At 63.9% G+C, this 17,289-nt stretch carries 17 protein-coding genes; 4 read left to right on the top strand and 13 right to left on the bottom strand.

Features of this window, described 5'->3' with window-relative positions:
* Positions 1-13: 13 nt before the first annotated feature.
* Entirely contained in the window at positions 14-1,867 is a 1,854-nt protein-coding gene (locus YU9_RS0104705) for an NAD(P)/FAD-dependent oxidoreductase (RefSeq protein ID WP_027571729.1), read from the bottom strand.
* A 177-nt stretch (positions 1,868-2,044) separates the two neighbouring features.
* Between YU9_RS0104705 and YU9_RS0104700 the strand changes: the two genes are divergently transcribed.
* Positions 2,045-3,670 carry a long-chain fatty acid--CoA ligase gene (locus tag YU9_RS0104700; RefSeq protein WP_027571728.1) on the top strand — a complete coding sequence of 542 codons (1,626 nt, stop codon included), beginning with the start codon at positions 2,045-2,047 and terminating at the stop codon, positions 3,668-3,670.
* Between the two features lie 91 nt (positions 3,671-3,761).
* Here the strand turns inward: YU9_RS0104700 and YU9_RS0104695 are convergent, their stop codons facing one another.
* The 5 genes from YU9_RS0104695 to YU9_RS0104675 form a co-directional block, all read right to left on the bottom strand.
* Positions 3,762-4,670 carry an amino acid ABC transporter substrate-binding protein gene (locus tag YU9_RS0104695; protein ID WP_027571727.1) on the bottom strand — a complete coding sequence of 303 codons (909 nt, stop codon included), beginning with the start codon at positions 4,668-4,670 and terminating at the stop codon, positions 3,762-3,764.
* A 142-nt stretch (positions 4,671-4,812) separates the two neighbouring features.
* Positions 4,813-6,246, bottom strand: a complete 1,434-nt coding sequence (locus tag YU9_RS0104690; RefSeq protein WP_027571726.1) for an amidohydrolase family protein — start codon at positions 6,244-6,246, stop codon at positions 4,813-4,815.
* 16 nt (positions 6,247-6,262) lie between these two features.
* Positions 6,263-7,288: an ABC transporter substrate-binding protein gene (locus tag YU9_RS0104685; RefSeq protein WP_027571725.1), complete on the bottom strand. Its 1,026-nt coding sequence runs from the start codon at positions 7,286-7,288 to the stop codon at positions 6,263-6,265.
* Positions 7,289-7,327: 39 nt separating this feature from the next.
* Positions 7,328-8,104: an ABC transporter permease gene (locus tag YU9_RS0104680; RefSeq protein ID WP_027571724.1), complete on the bottom strand. Its 777-nt coding sequence runs from the start codon at positions 8,102-8,104 to the stop codon at positions 7,328-7,330.
* A 2-nt stretch (positions 8,105-8,106) separates the two neighbouring features.
* Positions 8,107-8,964 carry an ABC transporter ATP-binding protein gene (locus YU9_RS0104675; RefSeq protein WP_051380344.1) on the bottom strand — a complete coding sequence of 286 codons (858 nt, stop codon included), beginning with the start codon at positions 8,962-8,964 and terminating at the stop codon, positions 8,107-8,109.
* Positions 8,965-9,159: 195 nt separating this feature from the next.
* Between YU9_RS0104675 and YU9_RS0104670 the strand changes: the two genes are divergently transcribed.
* Positions 9,160-9,918, top strand: coding sequence for a GntR family transcriptional regulator (locus tag YU9_RS0104670; protein ID WP_027571722.1), 759 nt, complete (start codon positions 9,160-9,162; stop codon positions 9,916-9,918).
* On the opposite strand, the gene YU9_RS0104665 is transcribed toward YU9_RS0104670, so the two are convergent.
* Positions 9,915-10,331, bottom strand: a complete 417-nt coding sequence (locus YU9_RS0104665; RefSeq protein ID WP_027571721.1) for a hypothetical protein — start codon at positions 10,329-10,331, stop codon at positions 9,915-9,917. The genes YU9_RS0104670 and YU9_RS0104665 overlap by 4 nt on opposite strands.
* Before the next feature lie 148 nt (positions 10,332-10,479).
* Between YU9_RS0104665 and YU9_RS0104660 the strand changes: the two genes are divergently transcribed.
* Positions 10,480-11,721 carry an amidohydrolase family protein gene (locus YU9_RS0104660; protein WP_027571720.1) on the top strand — a complete coding sequence of 414 codons (1,242 nt, stop codon included), beginning with the start codon at positions 10,480-10,482 and terminating at the stop codon, positions 11,719-11,721.
* Between the two features lie 210 nt (positions 11,722-11,931).
* The gene (locus YU9_RS0104655) at positions 11,932-12,246 is read left to right on the top strand and encodes a hypothetical protein (RefSeq protein WP_027571719.1); all 315 of its coding nucleotides are present in this window, start codon (positions 11,932-11,934) and stop codon (positions 12,244-12,246) included.
* Positions 12,247-12,251: 5 nt separating this feature from the next.
* Here YU9_RS0104655 and YU9_RS0104650 read toward each other — a convergent pair whose 3' ends face one another.
* From YU9_RS0104650 to YU9_RS0104625, 6 genes are all read right to left on the bottom strand, one after another.
* Positions 12,252-13,175 carry a DUF1932 domain-containing protein gene (locus YU9_RS0104650; protein WP_027571718.1) on the bottom strand — a complete coding sequence of 308 codons (924 nt, stop codon included), beginning with the start codon at positions 13,173-13,175 and terminating at the stop codon, positions 12,252-12,254.
* On the bottom strand, positions 13,175-14,044 hold the full coding sequence (locus tag YU9_RS0104645) for an ABC transporter substrate-binding protein (protein ID WP_027571717.1): 870 nt from the start codon (positions 14,042-14,044) through the stop codon (positions 13,175-13,177). Before YU9_RS0104645 ends, YU9_RS0104650 begins: the two co-directional genes overlap by 1 nt.
* Before the next feature lie 15 nt (positions 14,045-14,059).
* Positions 14,060-14,743, bottom strand: coding sequence for a 4-carboxy-4-hydroxy-2-oxoadipate aldolase/oxaloacetate decarboxylase (locus YU9_RS0104640; RefSeq protein ID WP_027571716.1), 684 nt, complete (start codon positions 14,741-14,743; stop codon positions 14,060-14,062).
* A complete protein-coding gene (locus YU9_RS0104635; RefSeq protein ID WP_027571715.1) occupies positions 14,740-15,453 on the bottom strand; it encodes a PIG-L deacetylase family protein in 714 nt (237 codons plus the stop codon). The genes YU9_RS0104640 and YU9_RS0104635 overlap by 4 nt, the downstream gene beginning before the upstream one ends.
* A gap of 69 nt (positions 15,454-15,522) precedes the next feature.
* Positions 15,523-16,407 (bottom strand): amidohydrolase, encoded by an 885-nt coding sequence (locus tag YU9_RS0104630; protein ID WP_027571714.1) that lies wholly within the window; start codon positions 16,405-16,407, stop codon positions 15,523-15,525.
* A gap of 31 nt (positions 16,408-16,438) precedes the next feature.
* Positions 16,439-17,146 carry a TetR/AcrR family transcriptional regulator gene (locus tag YU9_RS0104625; RefSeq protein ID WP_027571713.1) on the bottom strand — a complete coding sequence of 236 codons (708 nt, stop codon included), beginning with the start codon at positions 17,144-17,146 and terminating at the stop codon, positions 16,439-16,441.
* Positions 17,147-17,289 lie beyond the last annotated feature (143 nt).

The following is a 17,289-nucleotide window of genomic DNA, read 5'->3' as shown; positions in this document are numbered from 1 at the left end:
CGGCAGCGCAATCTTACCCGGTGGAACGCGCCGACTCCATGGCCTGATCATAGGACAATTCAAGGCCTTCCAGATTGCCTTCCTTGCGCCATTTGTCGAGCAGCCGCAGGAATGCCACCGGCCCGCGCCAATATTGGCTGTTTCTTGCCGCGATCGGATCGAATACGCCTTCGTTGTTGTAGTAGCCCGGCGTACATTCGGCGAGATAGGTCTGCCGGCCGAGTGCCGCCTTGACGACCTCGTCGACCCAGGCGGTCTCCGCAACGAGCGTCGGCTCCAGGGTGCGCGCCTTGCGCTCGCGGGCCTCCTTGATGACATAGGCGATATGCTGCGACTCCTCGTCGATGATGTGCGGGAAGTTGGCGCTCTGGCCGGCTTGCACCGTGACGATCAGGAAGCAGTTCGGGAAGCCGCGGCTGTAGAAGCCGTGCAGCGTCATGACGCCGCCCTGCCAGCGCTCGGACAGGCTCGTGCCGTCGCGGCCATAGACCTCGAAGCCCATGCGGCGCGCGTAATCGGTGCCGACCTCAAAACCGCTGGCATAAATCAGGCAGTCGAGCTCGTAGGCCTTGCCGTCGACGACGACGGCATTCTCGGTGATGCGTTCGACGCCCTGCCCCTTGGTATCGACGAGATGCACGTTGGGACGATTGAAGGTATCGAGATATTCGTCGTGAAAGCACGGTCGCTTGCAGAACGCCTTGTACCAGGGCTTGAGCGCAGCCGCGGTCGCCTCGTCCTTGACCACCGCGTCGACGCGGGCGCGGATCTCCTCCATCTTGCGGTAGTCGGCCTGCTCGATCACCTTCAGCGCCTCCTCCAACGAGGTCACCGGCTGCTTCTGGCGGCGCGGCGCCAGCAGGATCTCGCCGAGCAGGCCGGTCCAGCCGTCCTGCACCAGATCCTGTTCGAACGGCTCGCCTGAAATCACCGACGTAAAATTGTCCATGCGTTCGCGCTGCCAGCCAGGCTTGAGGCTCTGCGCCCAGGCCGGATCCGTTGGCCGGTCGCCGCGAACGCCGATCGCGGACGGCGTGCGCTGGAAGACATAGAGCTCCTTCGCCGAACGGCCGAGATGCGGCACGCATTGCACGGCGGTGGCGCCGGTACCGATGATGCCGACGCGCTTGTCGGCGAGACCGGTCAGACCACCATCCGCATTGCCGCCGGTGTAGCCGTAGTCCCAGCGACTGGTATGAAAGCTGTGGCCTTTGAACGTCTCGATGCCGGGAATGCCCGGCAGCTTCGGACGGCTCAGCGGACCTCCGGCAAGAATGACGAATCGTGCACGGATGCGGTCGCCCCGATCGGTCTCGACCAGCCAACGTGCTTCCTGCTCCTGCCATGTCATCCGCGAGATGACGGTCTGAAACAGCGCGCGCTCATAGAGCCCGAAATGACGGCCGATGCGGCGCGAGTGCTGGTAGATCTCCGGCGCCCGGGCGTATTTGCGCACCGGCATGTAGCCGGTTTCTTCCAGGAGCGGCAGATAGATATAGCTCTCGGTATCGCAGGCGGCACCGGGATAACGATTCCAGTACCAGGTGCCGCCGAAATCGGAGGCCTTTTCCACGATACGAAAATCCGCGATGCCGGCCTCGCGCAACCGCGCGCCACACAACAGACCGCCGAAGCCGCCCCCGACGATGAGCACTTCGGTCGCTTCGCTGACAGCTGCGCGCGCAAATCCGGGATCGGCCCAGGGGTCGTCGAGATAGCGGCTGAACTCGCCTGTGACCTCGACATATTGCGTCTTGCCCTCGGCGCGCAGACGACGATCGCGCTCGTCGCGATAGCGGGCACGGAGAGCGGAAACATCGACCGTAGATGCGCCGGTTGTGCCGGTCTTGTGTCTTTCCGCTGACATCCATCTCCTCCACCGCGAACGCTGCTTCGCCGGCAGCTGACATCACGTTAGCTCTGAAAAAGCGCTGCGTGCAATCACGCTCGCTGTTTTTTGCGTGAACGCCGCGTGACGTTCCGCTAACCTTCCGCGCAAATCATAAGCCTACGCCACGCAACGACGCGGCATTCGGAGGAGACCATGCAGGGATTGATGATGGACATGCCGCTTCTGATCAGCGGCTTGATCCAGTATGCGGCCGACTATCACGGCGAGGCCGAGATCGTCGCGCGCGAGATCGAGGGTGACATCCATCGCTACACCTACGCGGACGCGCATCCGCGCATCAAGCGCATGGCGCTCGCGTTGAAGCGGCTCGGCATGAATCCCGGCGACCGCGTCGGCACGCTGGCCTGGAATACCCACCGCCATTTCGAGATGTTCTACGCCGCGCCGGGCATGAGCTATGTGCTGCACACCATCAACCCGCGGCTGTTCCCCGAGCAGCTGGTCTACATCATCAACCACGCCGAGGATCGCCTGCTGTTCATCGACCGTGCCACGCTGCCGATCGTCGAGGCGATCGCGCCGCAGCTCAAGACGATCGAGGCCTATGTCGTGATGTCCTCGCGCGAGCGGATGCCCGAGACGAAGCTCGCAAGCGTGCATTGTTACGAAGAGCTTCTGGAGAAGGAGAACGATGCCGGCTTTGCCTGGCCCGAGTTCGACGAGAAGTCCGCCTCGACGATCTGCTACACCTCGGGCACGACGGGCAATCCCAAGGGCGTGATCTACTCGCACCGCGCCGCGATCCTGCAGACCATGACGTGCTGCAGTTTCGACTTCCTGCCGGGCCACGGCGAAGGCGTGCGCGAGGTGATGATGCCGATGGCGCCGCTGTTCCACGGCAACGGTTGGAACATGCCGTTCACCGCGCCCTACACCGGCTCCAAGCTGGTGCTGCCGGGCCGCAACTACGAGCCCGACAAGCTGTACGAGCTGCTCGAGGGCGAGAAGGTGACGCTGTCGGCGGGCGTGCCGAGCTTCTGGCTGATCCTGCTCGACTGGCTCGGCCGCACCGGCAACAAATTCTCGACGCTCCGCGCGACGCTGTCATCGGGCTCGGCGCCGCCGCGCGCGATGGTCGAGAAGCTCAAGCGGGAGTATGGCATCGACTATATCCAGGCCTGGGGCATGACCGAGGCCTTGGGCTGCTCGATGCCCGGCTTGCGGCCCGGCTCGGAACACCTCAGCGAGAAGGAGAAGTTCGATCGGCGCCAAGTCTCGGGCCGCGCCTGTTTCGGCACCGCTTTGCGTATTGTCGACGACGCCGGCGTTGAGCTGCCGCGGGACGGCAAGACCGTCGGTCATCTGCGCGCCCGTGGCCCCTGGGTCGCCTCCGGCTACATGAAGTTGGACGAGGGCCTCGACCGCGACGGCTGGCTGATCACTGGCGACATGGCCCTGATCGACGGTCAAGGCCACGTCACGCTGACCGACCGTTCCAAGGACGTGATCAAGTCCGGCGGCGAGTGGATCTCCTCGATCCAGCTCGAGGACATCGCGCTGTCCCATCCCGACGTGCTGCAAGCGGCTGTGGTCGCGATCAGCCACGAGAAATGGCAGGAGCGCCCCCTGCTCCTCGTCGTCCGCAAGAAGGGCGCGACCGTCGATGGCAAGACGCTGCTCGACCACATGCGTCCGAAGATCGCGAGCTGGTGGATCCCGGACGCCGTCGAATTCCTGGACGAATTCCCGATGACCGGCACCGGCAAGGTGCTGAAATCGGCGCTGCGCGAAAGATTCAGGGGCTATAAGATCGCGTGAGATCCATGCCGTCGTCGAGGGGCTGAAGCCGCCCTCTTCCCTAAGGGAGAGGGCACAGTCACATCCAGACTAACTGCGACGCGCCCTCTTCTCAGTTCACCACATACACATCAGGATCGGCGCTCGAGCTCGGCTTCTTGAAGGCGTTGCGCAAGGCTGATGACATCGGGACGTTGTAGTTGAGGCCGTTCGGCGGTGTCGGCGATTGCAGCCACTTCTTGTAGAGTACCTCGATCTCGGGGCTGGCATAAAGCTCCGCGGTTGCGCGATCGGCGAGCGCCTTGAATGGCGCATCCTCTCGTCGCAGCATGATGCCGTAAGGCTCTGGTTTGGAGAACGCCTCCTCGCTGATCATGAACGCTTGCGGCTCCTTCGAGCGCGCGATCGCGACCGCGAGCTGGACGTCGTCCAGTGCATAGGCCTGGGCACGGTCGGTCTCCAGCAACAGGAAGGCCTCGGCCTGGTCCTTGGCCGGCATGATGTTGATGCCGAGGTTGCGGTCGGTGTTGACCTTGGCGAGCTGCGTCAGGTTGACCGAGCCGGCGACCGCCGTGACCGCCTTGCCCTTGAGATCGTCGATGGTGTTGATTTTTGCGGCCTTCTTGGCCGCGAACCGCGTCGCACTGAGGAAATGCGTGTTGGTGAAGGCGACCTGCTTCTGACGGTCGGCATTGTTGGTGGTCGCCGAGCAATGCAGGTCGAGCGTGCCGTTGACCATCAAGGGGATCCGGTTCGACGAGGTCACGGCGAGATAATCGACGGCGATGTCGGGCATGTTGAGCTGCTTCTTCACGGCGTCGACGATCCTGAGGCAGATGTCCATGGCAAAGCCGACCGGCTTCTGGTTGCCGTCGAGATAGCTGAACGGGACCGAGGCCTCCTGATAGCCCAGCGTGATCTTCCTGGTCTCCTTCACCTTCTGGAGCGTGCCCGTGAGGTCTTCGGCTGAGGCAGCGGCGGCAAGACAGCTCACGGCCAGAAGAATGGTGGGAAGACGCATCGGAGAGCTCCTCAAGGGGGTCATCGACTGGTGTCGAGACGCAATCGCGGAGCTGATAGCGCATAGATGCATCGGGCGCCAGACGAGGCAGGGCTTACCAGCTATCGACTATTTATATACATCCGGGTCGAGGACGGGCGCCTCATTGACAGGTCAGCTGCTGCTCGAACCAGTCCTCCAGTCGTTCCGACAGGGGCTGCCACATCCGCTGGAAGCCTTCGAGCTTGCCGAAATTGGCGCGGTACATGGCCCGCAACTCCTGTTCGACGCCCGGCAGATCGACGCCCACGCAGACCCCGTCCCGCGCGATGGTCTTGCCGGCGACGACGACCTCCTTCACCAGGGACGCATTGCCGCGCGCGAACAGCAGCGCCATGGGATCGACCGGCATGATCTGGTCTCGATCCAGTCGGTCGAGATCGATCACGACGTAGTCGGCCGGATTGCCAGCGACGAGCTCCCCGCTCCCCGGCGCGCCGGTGGCGCGGCGTCCGTTGCGGATGGCGAGCGCGAATAGCTCGGCGGGCGTCCATGTCGCCTTGAAGCCGAGGCCGCCATGGATCATCTGCACCAGCCGCATCTCGCGCAGGATGTCGTCATCCTCGTCAAGCGCCAGCCCGTCGACGCCGACAGCGATGGCACAGCCGCATTTGTGCGCGGCGGCGATCGGGGCGAGGCCGGAGCGCAGGTGCATATTCGAGCTGAAATTGGTGACGATGCGTGCGCCGGAGGCCGCGATCATCTCCAGCTCTTCCGGGCGGGCGTGGATGCCGTGCGCGAGCGTCAGCCGCTCCGATAGGAAGCCGATATCGCGCAGCCAGCGCACCATGTTCGGAAAGTGCTGGTCGGCCCAGGCGCGCTGGTACGCTGTTTCCAATATATGCATGTGAATGCGGCGGCCGGTCCGCGCGGAGTTCTCCGCCACCGCCTCCAGCAGCGGCTTCGAGCACCATTGCACGCCGGCAGGCCCGAGTTGCACGTCCACCATTGGGCCGGCGATGGCGGCGGCAACGGCGTCGGTCAGCTCGATATACGCATCGGGCGACATCGGCGCGCGTACGAACAGGTCTTCGATGGTCTTGCGATCATTGCTGGCAAGGCCTGCCAGCACCGGCTTGGCATCACCGTAGACGATCGGATTCTGGTCACGCACAGCCATCGCAAATGCGATGCGGATGCCGACGTCGGACGCAGCCTTCGCGATCGCCTTGGCCTCGTCGACCAACGGCATCGTCCCGCTCGGGCGCGTGTAGTGGACCATCATCGCCGCGCAGCCAGCCTTGGCGGAACGGGCCAACGCAGAGGCCGCGGTCAGATAGGGATCGACTGGCGTGCCCAGCGCGGTGCGCAGGATCCAGCTTTCCAGGGGCATGCCGACCGCGCCGAACGACGATGCCGTGGCGCGGGCGTGGTCATGGGCGTTGACGAAGGCCGGGATAACGAAAGAGCGCGGCCCCGGCCTCGCTCCTTCCGAGATATCGGTGATAACGCCCCCGTCGTGCCGCAGCACGACATTGTCGCTGATGCCGCAGTCGGGGCCACGGAACAGGCTGTTTGCCGCAATCTCCGTGGCCATGGCCGTCCCTTCGAAATCAGTTGGCAGTATACACCAGCTCTCGCTCCGCGCGCGGAGGCAGGAATTCGCGCGAGAACACCTCTGCGGGCGTTGGCGCGCGGGCGAGCTGATAGCCCTCGACCACGATGCCGATGGCGCGTGTCATGCGGTCGTCCTTGATGTCGCCGATGCCGATCTCCTTCATCTCCGGCGAGACGATCAGCTTCTCGAAGGAATATTGCAGCCGGCGCTTCTCGACATCGGCATTGATGAGGTTGTCGTAGTTCAGCGCCGCCTTCATGCCAGCATTCTGGTCCTTGGCAACCGCAATCGCGCCCTTGTTGATGGCACGCACGAGGCCCGCGACCGCCTTCGGGTTCGACGCGATCAGCTTGCGGGAGACCATCACGCCATTCGAATAGAGATCGAGACCATACTCACCGAAGGAGAACCATTTGAAGTCCTTGTCCGGGTCCTGGCGGTTGAGCACCAGGTTGAAATAGCTGGTGATGTTGAAGACCAGGGCCGCATCGATGTCGCCCTTGATCAGCATCGGCTCCTGCAGATTTGGCGCCATATTGGAGATCTTGATCTTCTCGCCGTCGAGACCGTTCTTGCGGGTGAACACCGGCAGGAGGCGCGTCGTCGGCGTGCCCTGCGCGCCGCCGAGCGTGTGGCCTTCGAAATCCTTGATGGTGTTGATGCCGCTGGTCTTCTTGGCCACGATCGCGAACGGCGGCTGGTTCCACATCATGTAGACCATGACGGGTGCCTCCTGCGGCTTGGTCGCGGCGTTCTGGATGATGGCGTTGACGTCGCCGAAGCCGGCGTCATAGGCGCCGGACATCACACGCGTGACGGTGGCGCCGGAGCCTTCGCCCTGGTCGATGACGACGTTGAGGCCCTCTTCCTTGAAGAAGCCGTTGTCCTTGGCATAGAAGAATGCGGCGTCACTGCCCTGGGTCTTCCAGCCCAGCGTGAACTTGATCGTGGTTTCCTCGGCAGTGGCAGCGCCTCCGAACAGCGCCAATCCCAGCAGAGCGACAGTTACCTTTCTCAACATCGAGACCTCCTCAGCTTCATTGCATGACGGTTCAAGAATTCAGGTGGCGATCACATCGTTCTTGCGCGTGGCCCAGCCGGTGACCTGGCCTTCGATCAGGGAGAACACGACGTAAAGCGCGACGCCGAGGCCGGCGAGCACGAACAGGCCGGCGAACACCAGCGGCACGTTGAAATTGGAGGACGCGGTCATCATGACATTGCCGATGCCGCGGTTGGAGGCGACCGTCTCCGACAGCACCGCGCCGACGAAGGCATAGGAGATCGCGACCTTCAGCGAAGCAAAGAAGAACGGCATGGTCCGGGGCAAGCCGACATTCGAGAGGATATCGAGCTTGCTGGCGCCGAGCGCCTTCAAGACGTCCTCGAGCTCGGGCTCGGTGGTAGCTAAGCCCGTCGCGATATTGACGACGATCGGGAAAAAGCAGATCGACAGCGCGGTCAGCACCGCCGGCACCGTGCCGGAGCCGAACCACAGCACGAAGATCGGCACCACCGCGACCTTGGGGATCGAGGAGAAGCCGATCAGAAGCGGGTAGCAGGTGTCATAGGCCGTCTTCGACACACCTATGATCGCGCCCAGAGCCACACCGAGCGCGACGCCGAGCACGAAGCCGAACATGGTGGTGGCCAGCGTCTGCACAATGTGCGGCCACAGCACCGGAAAACGCTGGACCAGCGTCACGAACACTTGCGAGGGCCGCGGCAACACCAGGTCGGACATGCCGGTCATCAGGCAGAACAGCTCCCAGGCGACGAAGAACAGCACGATCAGCCCCGCCGACCACGCCTTCTGCCTGACATCAATCCCGAACATCATCAGCCTGTCCCCTGCTCAGCCGCGCTGCGCGCATCCTCGATGAAGGCGCGCAGCTTCTGGTTTAACGCGACGAAATCCGCCTCGAAGGTCATCGCGACCGTGCGCGGGCGCGCAAACGCGACGCGGCTGTCGTCGAGGATGCGGCCGGGACGCGCGCTCATCACGCAGATGCGGCTGGCGAGGAAGCCGGCTTCGCGCAGATCGTGCGTCACCAGCAGCACCGTCGGCTTGTGCGTCATCCAGAGGGTCTGCAGGATCGCCCACAGCTCCTCGCGGGTGAACTGGTCGAGCGCGCCGAAGGGCTCATCCAGCAGCAGCATGCGCGGCTGATGGATCAGCGCGCGGCAGAGATTGGCGCGCTGGAGCATGCCGCCGGAGAGCTGCCAGGGATAACGGTTGCCGAACCCTTTGAGGCCGACCTGCTCCAGCAGCGCGTTGGCCTTCTCGCGAAACTCGGTCTTGCGCAACCTGCGGAAGTTCGAGCGGAACGGCTCGACGATCTTCAGCGGCAGCATGATATTCCGCTCGATCGTCATCCACGGCAGCATGGTCGGGTTCTGAAAGGCCATGCCGACCCGCATCGCCCGCGCCGCCACCTCGCGGCCGCCGACGATGACGACGCCGCTGGTCGGCTGCACCAGGCCGCTGACCAGACGCAAAATGGTCGATTTGCCGCATCCGGACGGGCCGACCAGTGCGACAAACTCCCCATCGGCGATTTTCAGCGTGGTCTTCGACAGAGCCGGCACGGCGCGGTCGCCGCGCCCGAAGGTCACGGAGGCCTCGGACAGCTCGATGGCGGTCGCAGCAGGCTCTTCGGGAACGGGCTGGCCGTCAAACTGGGCGTAGGGTTGCATGCGCATCACAGCCAAAGTGCATGCAAGCTGGATGCCAGCGATTGCCCCCTCGCGAAATCAATGACCTAGCCAAAACACACGCCAGATTGCCGGATTCAATTTGGGCAGCGCGGGCCCCAAACTGCATGCAATTCGAGCGCTAAATTGACGTGAGCCTATGCTAAAGAGAAATCTCACCTCCTATGGGATTCGCCGATGGCGGCGCGTGCAAGCAGCAAGACTTCTGAATCGGCGGACAAGGTCAGCGTGATCTGCCGCGCGCTCCGGCGTGCCATCATCGAGCAGGCGCTGGAGCCCGGCGCAAAGCTGCCCGAGGATGCGCTGGGCGAGCGTTTCGGCGTCAGCCGCACCATTGCCCGCCACGCGCTGGGGCAGCTCGCCGCCGAGGGCCTCGTCGAGCTCCGCCGCAACCGGATCGCGGTGGTGGCGACGCCGAGCTGGCAGGAGGCGCGCGATGCCTTCGACGTCCGCATTGAGCTCGAACGGCTTGTCGTGCGCCAGCTCGCGAGCAAGCTGACCAAGGTGCAGATCGCCGAGCTGAACGCCCATGTCGACGCCGAGGACCGCGCCCGCGGCGGCACGGATGCGGTGTCGATCCGGCTTGCGACCGAATTCCACATCCTGCTCGCCCACATGACGAACAGCCCGATCCTGGTGCGCTATGTGAGCGAGGTCGCCTATCGCTGCTGCCTGACGCTGTCGCTCTACAGCCGGCCGCATTCCACAGAATGCGCCATCAACGAACATCGCGCCATCATCGCAGCGCTCGCCAAGGGCGACGCGGCCAAGGTCATGGAACTGATGCATCATCACCTGGATTCCGTGGCCAATCGCGCGCTGGTCGCTCCTACCCCCCAGCGCGGCCGTGATCTGCTCGATATCCTTGCGCCCTATGCCGACGAGGTGACGAGCAATCGCGTCGTCAAGCTGCCGAAAATCGTGCGGAGGGGCTAAGCCTCGATGCCGCGCTGAACGAGGATGCGCTCGGCGCTGTCATTCCACACATCCATCTTGACGATCTGGCCGCCTCGCACGACAAAGCGATCGACATAGCGATTGCCCTCGAACGGCGTGCCGTCCATCCACTCGCCATAGAGCGTGCCGACGCTGTAGACGACGGTCTCGTCCGCGCCCGGGCAGACGTCGAACCGGTCCATCTTCTTCTTGACCCAGCGATAGCGTTTCGCATTGAAGCCGGTCGGCCCGCGCGGATGATCGAACTCGCGTCCACCGGTGAACGTGATCACCGTGCCCGGCTTCATGTAGGCCGCGGCGGCGTCGGGATCGGGTATCATCGAAGCGATGAGATAGGCTTCGACAATCTCGGCGTCGGTCATCGGGCGTTCGGCTTTGGCGGGAGCGGACAAGACGGGGTTCTCCGGATGCTGCTATCCTACAATTCAGGCCTCAAAGTGCATGCACATTTTTTGGACAATTCGGCCTCAGCACTGCACACAATCTGGAGCTGCCCGCTCCCACGACTTCCGCTAGGCTGCCAGACCTGAATCCGACGCCATGACCACCCAAACCGCCTTCGACCTGGTCTTCCGCAACGCGCTCTTGCGATCATCCGCCGCACCCGTCGATATCGGCGTTAAGGGCGGCCGCATTGCCGTGATCGCGCCAACGCTTGCCTGCGAAGCGGTCGAGATCGACCTCGAGGGGCATCTCACCCTGCCCGGCTTCGTCGATACCCACATCCATCTCGACAAGGCGTGCCTGCTCGGCCGCTGCGGGCACGATCACGGCAGCCTCTCCGAAGCGATCCGCGCCGTTGCCGGCATGAAGAGGGATTTCACGATCGAGGACGTCTACGCGCGCGGCGCAAAGGTGCTCGAACGCGCCATCGTGCACGGCACGACGCGCATGCGCACGCATGTCGAGATCGATCCGCGCATCGGCTTGCGCGGCTTCGAGGCGGTCAAGGCGCTTCAGCGCGACTACGCCTGGGCGATCGATCTGGAACTCTGTGTCTTCCCACAGGAAGGCCTGACCAACGATCCCGGAGCCGAGGAGCTACTGATCCAGGCGCTCCGCGACGGCGGCGAGGCCATTGGCGGCTGTCCCTACATGGACGCCGACCCGAACGCCCATCTCGCGCGCATCTTCGATCTCGCGCAGGAATTCGACGTCGATGTCGACCTCCATCTCGATTTCGACCTCGACCCCTCCTGGTGGCATCTCGACGAGGTCTGTCGCCAGACCGAGCGGCGCAACTATCAGGGACGTGTGGCGATCGGGCACGCCACGAAGCTGTCGGCGTTGCCGCCGGACCGGATGAAGGCGGCCGCCACGCAACTGGCAAAGGCCGGCGTCGCCGTCACCGTGCTGCCCGCGACCGATCTCTATCTGATGGGGCGCGAGGCTCCCTGCAACGCGCCACGCGGGTTGACTCTTGCGCACAAGCTCGCAGGCGACGGCGTCGTGTGCTCGATTGCGACCAACAACGTGCTCAATCCCTTCACGCCGTTCGGCGACGCCTCGCTGCTGCGGATGGCGAACTTCTACGCCAATGTCGCGCACGCCTCGGTGAGCGATTTCGACACCTGCCTCGACCTCGTGACCGAGCTGCCGGCCCGGCTGATGAACCTCCGTGATTACGGCATCAAGGTCGGCAATCCCGCCGATCTCATCGTGCTCGATACAAAGGACGGCCGCTTCGCTATCGGCGAGCTGCCCGATGTCCTGATGGGATTCAAGGGCGGCCGGCAGACATTTGTGCGGCAGCGACCCACCCTGTTCAGTCCGAAGAGCTGAAAGCGGTTCCGCTCATATCCGGGGGGATCGCGTGACGCTGCACGCGAAACATTCCGAATCGGTCATCGCACAGTTCGATTTTACCGCCGGTTCGAGCCCACCCGAGTTCGGTAGAATCCCGGACCGTAGCCCAACGCATTGCGAGGCCGGCCACGCTGACCATAACTACGGCCTGCACTGACCATATGCGTTCAGTGGGGAAGTAGGGGTATGTTCAGCGCATTCAGCAGCATCGATGATCATTCCGTCCAGGCCCGTACGCCTACCGATGCGGCGGTGAAGCGGCTCGACGGGATCGGCCACGTTCTCTCGGGTCTCGACATCTCGGCGATCCGGACGCAGGCCGACGTGAACCGTACGCTCTGGACGCTCGATGCCGCCAACAAATGCGTTCGCGCCGTGCTGGCGGAATTCCGCACGCAACCGGCCACGGAGCAGCTCGTCCGCAAATCCAGGAATCTGATTGACCTGATCGAACGCACTCGCGACCAAGTCGTGAGCCTACGGGTCCTGGCACGATCTTGATTTGATTATTTGGTGCGATTGATCTTGGCCAGGATGCGATCCGCCTCGGTCCGCCAGTCGGCGCTGCGAGCGAATTCCCTGGTGCCCCTGGCGCCGAACAGCCCCTCATCGGCGAGATCGGCCACCCAGGCCTGCCGCTCGGCCGTGCCCTGTGCGGACCATGGCGTCAGGCCCGCCTCGCGCACGGTCTCGGCCACCTCGCGTACCTCCTCGGCCCGGCGCCGGCCGTGCTCGATCACGCGCTGAAAGACATAGGCGCCCTGCTTCTCCCAATCGATGCCGGGAAATGTTTCCGCGAGCGAGGCCAGCACGGCGTCCTCGACGCCATAGGCGCGTGCGGTTGTGAAGCTCTCGATGACCATGGCCTCCAGGCCCTTGATCATGATGCTGCGGCACATCTTCACCGCCGAAGACACACCTAACTTGTCGCTGGCGACCTTCGCCGCAAAACCGATCGCGTTGAGCAGTGGCTCGAGCTCTGGCGCGCCGGGTCCGCCGAGCAGCAGCGGCACCTTGATGCGATATGGCGGCACCGAGGTCATTATGGCGCCCTCGACATAGCGCCCGGCCGCGCCGTCGATCAGTGCCGCGGCGCGCTGCTTGGCTCCCGGAGAGGCCGAGTTGAAATCGAGGAACCAGGTGCCCTGATTGATCACCGCCGCACAGGCCTTTGCCACCGTAACTGCCTGGCTCGCCGTGACCGCGGAGATGATGAAATCGGATCTTGCGGTCAGCTCGGCATGAGATGCAGCGAGCGTCACGCCGAATTTCGCCGCATGCTCCTGCAGCGGCGCGCCCTGCTCGTCACCGAGCTTGATGTCATAGGCTGAGACCTTGATGTCCTGCTGGCGCAAATCCTCGGCCAGAATCCTGCCGACCTCGCCATAGCCGACCAGCCCGATCTGCCAGTGCCTGGGATCGCCTGCCATCAGTTCAATCCTCGTGTCGTCTCGTCGAAGAGTTCCTCGGCCGCATAACGGCGCGGGATCAACGCCTGCTGGAAGGCATAGTCGACGATCAGCTCGAGCGGCTTCCTGTTCGCCTCGATCCCGAACGGAACGAGGTCTGGGGTTGCCGGCGGCCCCGCCTGCGCCTTGTTTCGCTTCAGCAGATCATAAACGCCTGCAAGCACGTCAGGGCGCGATTTCGCGAGCTGCTCGGTCACGACCACGAGGTGATTGACCGGTACGACGCCGCGCCGTGCATACCATTTGGCGGCTTCTGCGGCCGGATCGGGAAACAGCGCCTTGAGCTTGGGATTATCAGAGGTCTCGCCGAGCACGGCGTCGAGCTCGCCGTCGAGCAGCATCCGCAGGATCTTCTTGTCTTTGCGCGCACGCTCGGTGGTGTCGACATATTCGGCGACATGCGGATCCTCGAAGGTCACCCAGCGAACCTTGTCGAGATTGACGCCGTAGTCATTGGCGAGGATGCCCCTGATCCAGGCGCCCGTCGTGGTCGTGAAGGAGCGGATGCCGACGCGCTTGCCTTCGAGATCGGTCGGCCCCAGCGTCCCCTGAGCGGGATTGTACAGCGCGTAGGAATGCTGGAAGCGGCCAAGCATGGTCGCCGGCAGCAGCACCAGTGGCTTGCCGTGCGCTTTCGCCATCAGATAGGTGACGATCGCCATCTCGCAGACGTCGAAGGCCTGCTCGCGCACCATCGGTTTGAACGCCGCGTTGGTCGGCGTGTACTCGACAAAGTCGAGATCGAAGAGGTCGGAGCGGAGCTCGCCGCTCTTCACCGCCTTGACGTGAGGGTGGCTGCCGAGCACGGCCTTCAGCTTGAGACGATCCATCCGCCGGCTCCGCTTTCAGACGTCCTCGGGATTGTCGACATAGACGAGACCGGCCTTCGCCAGTGCCTCGCGCATGCTGTACATGTCGAGGCCGAGCTCGCCCGAGGCGAGGCGCTTACGCTTGCCGCCTTCATCCGCGTTGCGCTTCTTCGCCTTCTCGGCGACTGCGGCCGCATAGCGCTTCGGTACCACCACAACGCCATCATCATCGGCCACGACGATGTCACCGGGATCGACGTTGACGCCGGCACAGACCACGGGAACGTTGACCGAGCCGAGCGTGGCTTTCACCGTGCCCTTGGCCGAGACCGCGCGCGACCACACCGGAAACTTCATCTCGTGCAGCGCTTTGACGTCGCGGCAGCCGGCATCGATGATCAGTCCCTGCACGCCGCGCGCCTGGAGCGAGGTCGCGAGCAGTTCGCCGAACATGCCGTCGGTATTGTCGGCGGTGCAGCCGACCACGAGGATATCGCCCGTCCTGCACTGCTCGACGGCGACATGGATCATCCAGTTGTCGCCGGGCTGCGCCAGCACCGTGACCGCAGGACCGGCGATCGACGCACCCGCCCAGATCGGGCGCAGATATGGCTTCATCAGGCCGATGCGGCCATAGGCCTCATGCACGGTCGAGACGCCGTACTCCGCCATTCCGGCGGGATCGGCACGCTTGATGTTGCGAACGACGACCGGCTTCATGCCAGCTCCTCCGCCACGGTCGGAAACAGGCGCTGATAGGCCTCGCCATAGGTCATGGGCACGCCGGTGTTGCGACTACCCTGGATGCCGCGGTTGAGCGCGACGCGCTCGTAATAGCCCCAGAGATGCTTTTGCGCAGCGAGGATCTGGAACGCCTCGTATTTCTCCTTCCAGACCTCGTCTATCTTGAGGATCGTGTCGGGCTTGTAGTTACACTGCTCGGGCTGGTGCGGCTCGAACAGGAACACCGGCGGAGCCGAATATTTGTACTGCGCGCCAGGCTTGTGGCCCATCGCCTGCGCGACCACGCGGGTCTCCTGCGCGAAATGCGCCGCGTTCGGATGGTCGAAATTATAGGGGTCTTCCAGCGCATGCGTCAGCACGAAGCCCGGATTGAGCTCACGGTAGACGTCGACCATGCGGTCGAAATGCGCTTCCGTCAGCTTCAGCGGATAGTCGCCGCAGTCAAAGAACTCGATCTCGGCACCTAACAGCTTGGCCGCTCGATCCGCCTCGTCCTTGCGGCCGGCCTTGACCGATTCCAGCGTCGCGCCCCTCTCCTTCCAGGCGAACTGGCTCTCGCCGCGCTCGCCGAAGGACAAACAGACGATCTTCATCCGATAGCCCTTCTTGGCATGCAGCGCGATGGCGCCGCCGGCGCGCCAGACGAAATCTCCGGGATGAGCAGTGATCACGAGACCTGTCTTCATGGGCTACTCCCTTCGTTCGTATTCATGGTCGGCGTCATCCTTGCGACGCCAGGCCTCCGCGCAGCGCCGTCACGTCTCGAACTCGAACAGGCGCGCGGGATTGTCGACCAGGATCTTCTTCTGAAACTCCGGCTCCGGCGCGAACAACGGAATCAGGTCGACGAGGTCGCCGTCGTTCGGCATCACCTTGACGTTGGGATGCGGCCAGTCCGTGCCCCAGATGACGCGATCCGGCGCGGTCTCGACGATCTTTCGCGCGAACGGCACCGCATCGGTGAACGGCGGCCCGGCCGAGGACACGCGCTCAGACCCGCAAATCTTGACCCAGCACTTCTCATCACGCTGCATCAGCTCGATCAGGATCCTGAATGGAAGCTGATCGAGCCCCTCCGACGCTTTCACCCGGCCCATATGATCGATGGTGTAGCTCAGCGGCAGCTTTATCAGCATGTCGGCATATTCAGGCAGATCGATCGCATCGAAATGCAGATCGATATGCCAGCCGAGCGGAGCGACCATCGCGACGATGCGGTCGAACGCGCGCTTGTCGGGCACGCCGCCGAGATGACGGACGAAATTGAAGCGGCAGCCGCGGAAGCCGCCCTCGTGCAGCACGCGAAGCCCGCGTTCGGTGATGGTGTCGTCGATATTGGCGACCGCACGGTAGGCGCCGTTGCTCTGCGCGATGGCATCGAGCGCCACCCTGTTGTCGGTGCCGTGCACGCTGGCATTGACGATGACGGCACGCTCGACGCCGAGCTTGGCATGCAGCGCGCGGAAATCCTCGAGCGGCGCATCCGGCGGCGTGTAGGAGCGATCCGGCGCGTAAGGATATTTCGCGCCGGGCCCGAAGATGTGACAATGCGCGTCGCAAAACAGTTTCGGCAGCTTGAATTTCGGCGTGCGCGTGTTTGGATCGGGCGGCGGAATGGTCGGCGTGTACATCATCGTCATCAGGTGAACCGCTGAAGCGAGACCGCTTGCCTCAAGTTTTGCTGACGGCCGGCCGCCGCCGCGCCGGCGCCGCCTGGTCCAGCGCCGGTGCCTGGAATGCGGCGACGGTGGCCTGCACCAACTGCTCGATGGCGCCCGCGGCATCACTGCCGTCAGCCTCGCCGCGCGACAGGCGCGAGACGCGCTCCGGCGTCACCAGCGAATAATAGAGTGCGCCGAGCAGGAAATGGCTGCGCCAGACGATGTCGGTGCGCGGAATGTGCGGCAGGCTCTCGTGAACCGCGTCGATGAAGGCATGGCTTGTGTCGTCAAAGGTCTGCGCGATGATCTTGCGCGCGACCTCGTTGCCTTCCGCGGACATCACCGCTCGCAGCCGCGTGAAGCGCGCGCCACCACCGGCAAGATCGCTGCCCGAGGTGAAGGCCGGTACCACATAGGCGCGCACGATCGCCTCCAGCCGGTCCTGAAGATCGCGCACGCGCCTGGCGGCGGCGAGCAGCTCGGAACGGCGCAGGTTCATCGGCCCGCAATGGCGCCGATAGATCTCCAGCAGCAGGCCGTCCTTGGTCTTGAAATGATAGGTGACGCTGCCCGGATTGGCCCCGGCGGCATGCGCGATGTCGCGCACCGACACGGCATTGAAGCCGTTGGTGGCGAACAGTTCCTCGGCCGCGGCGAGGATCGCCTCGCGCATGTTCGGCTTGCGGGCCGTTTCGTTGCTGGTGGGCTTGCGTACCATGTGATTTGTACTATCGTACAAAAGATCAGGTCTCGTCAACAAAGGAATGGCAGCTCCAATCGGGATTGAAGGCATGCGCAGCGAGGCACTTCTGCGCGGCGCAAACACGGCCCGGTCGCGTAGCAGGCCTCGGCCAAGCAAGA

This window comes from Bradyrhizobium sp. WSM1743 (assembly GCF_000473065.1).
In the GTDB taxonomy this organism is placed as follows: domain Bacteria; phylum Pseudomonadota; class Alphaproteobacteria; order Rhizobiales; family Xanthobacteraceae; genus Bradyrhizobium.
The sequence above is the reverse complement of the archived record's forward strand: the minus strand, read 5'-3'. Positions and strand labels throughout refer to the sequence as shown.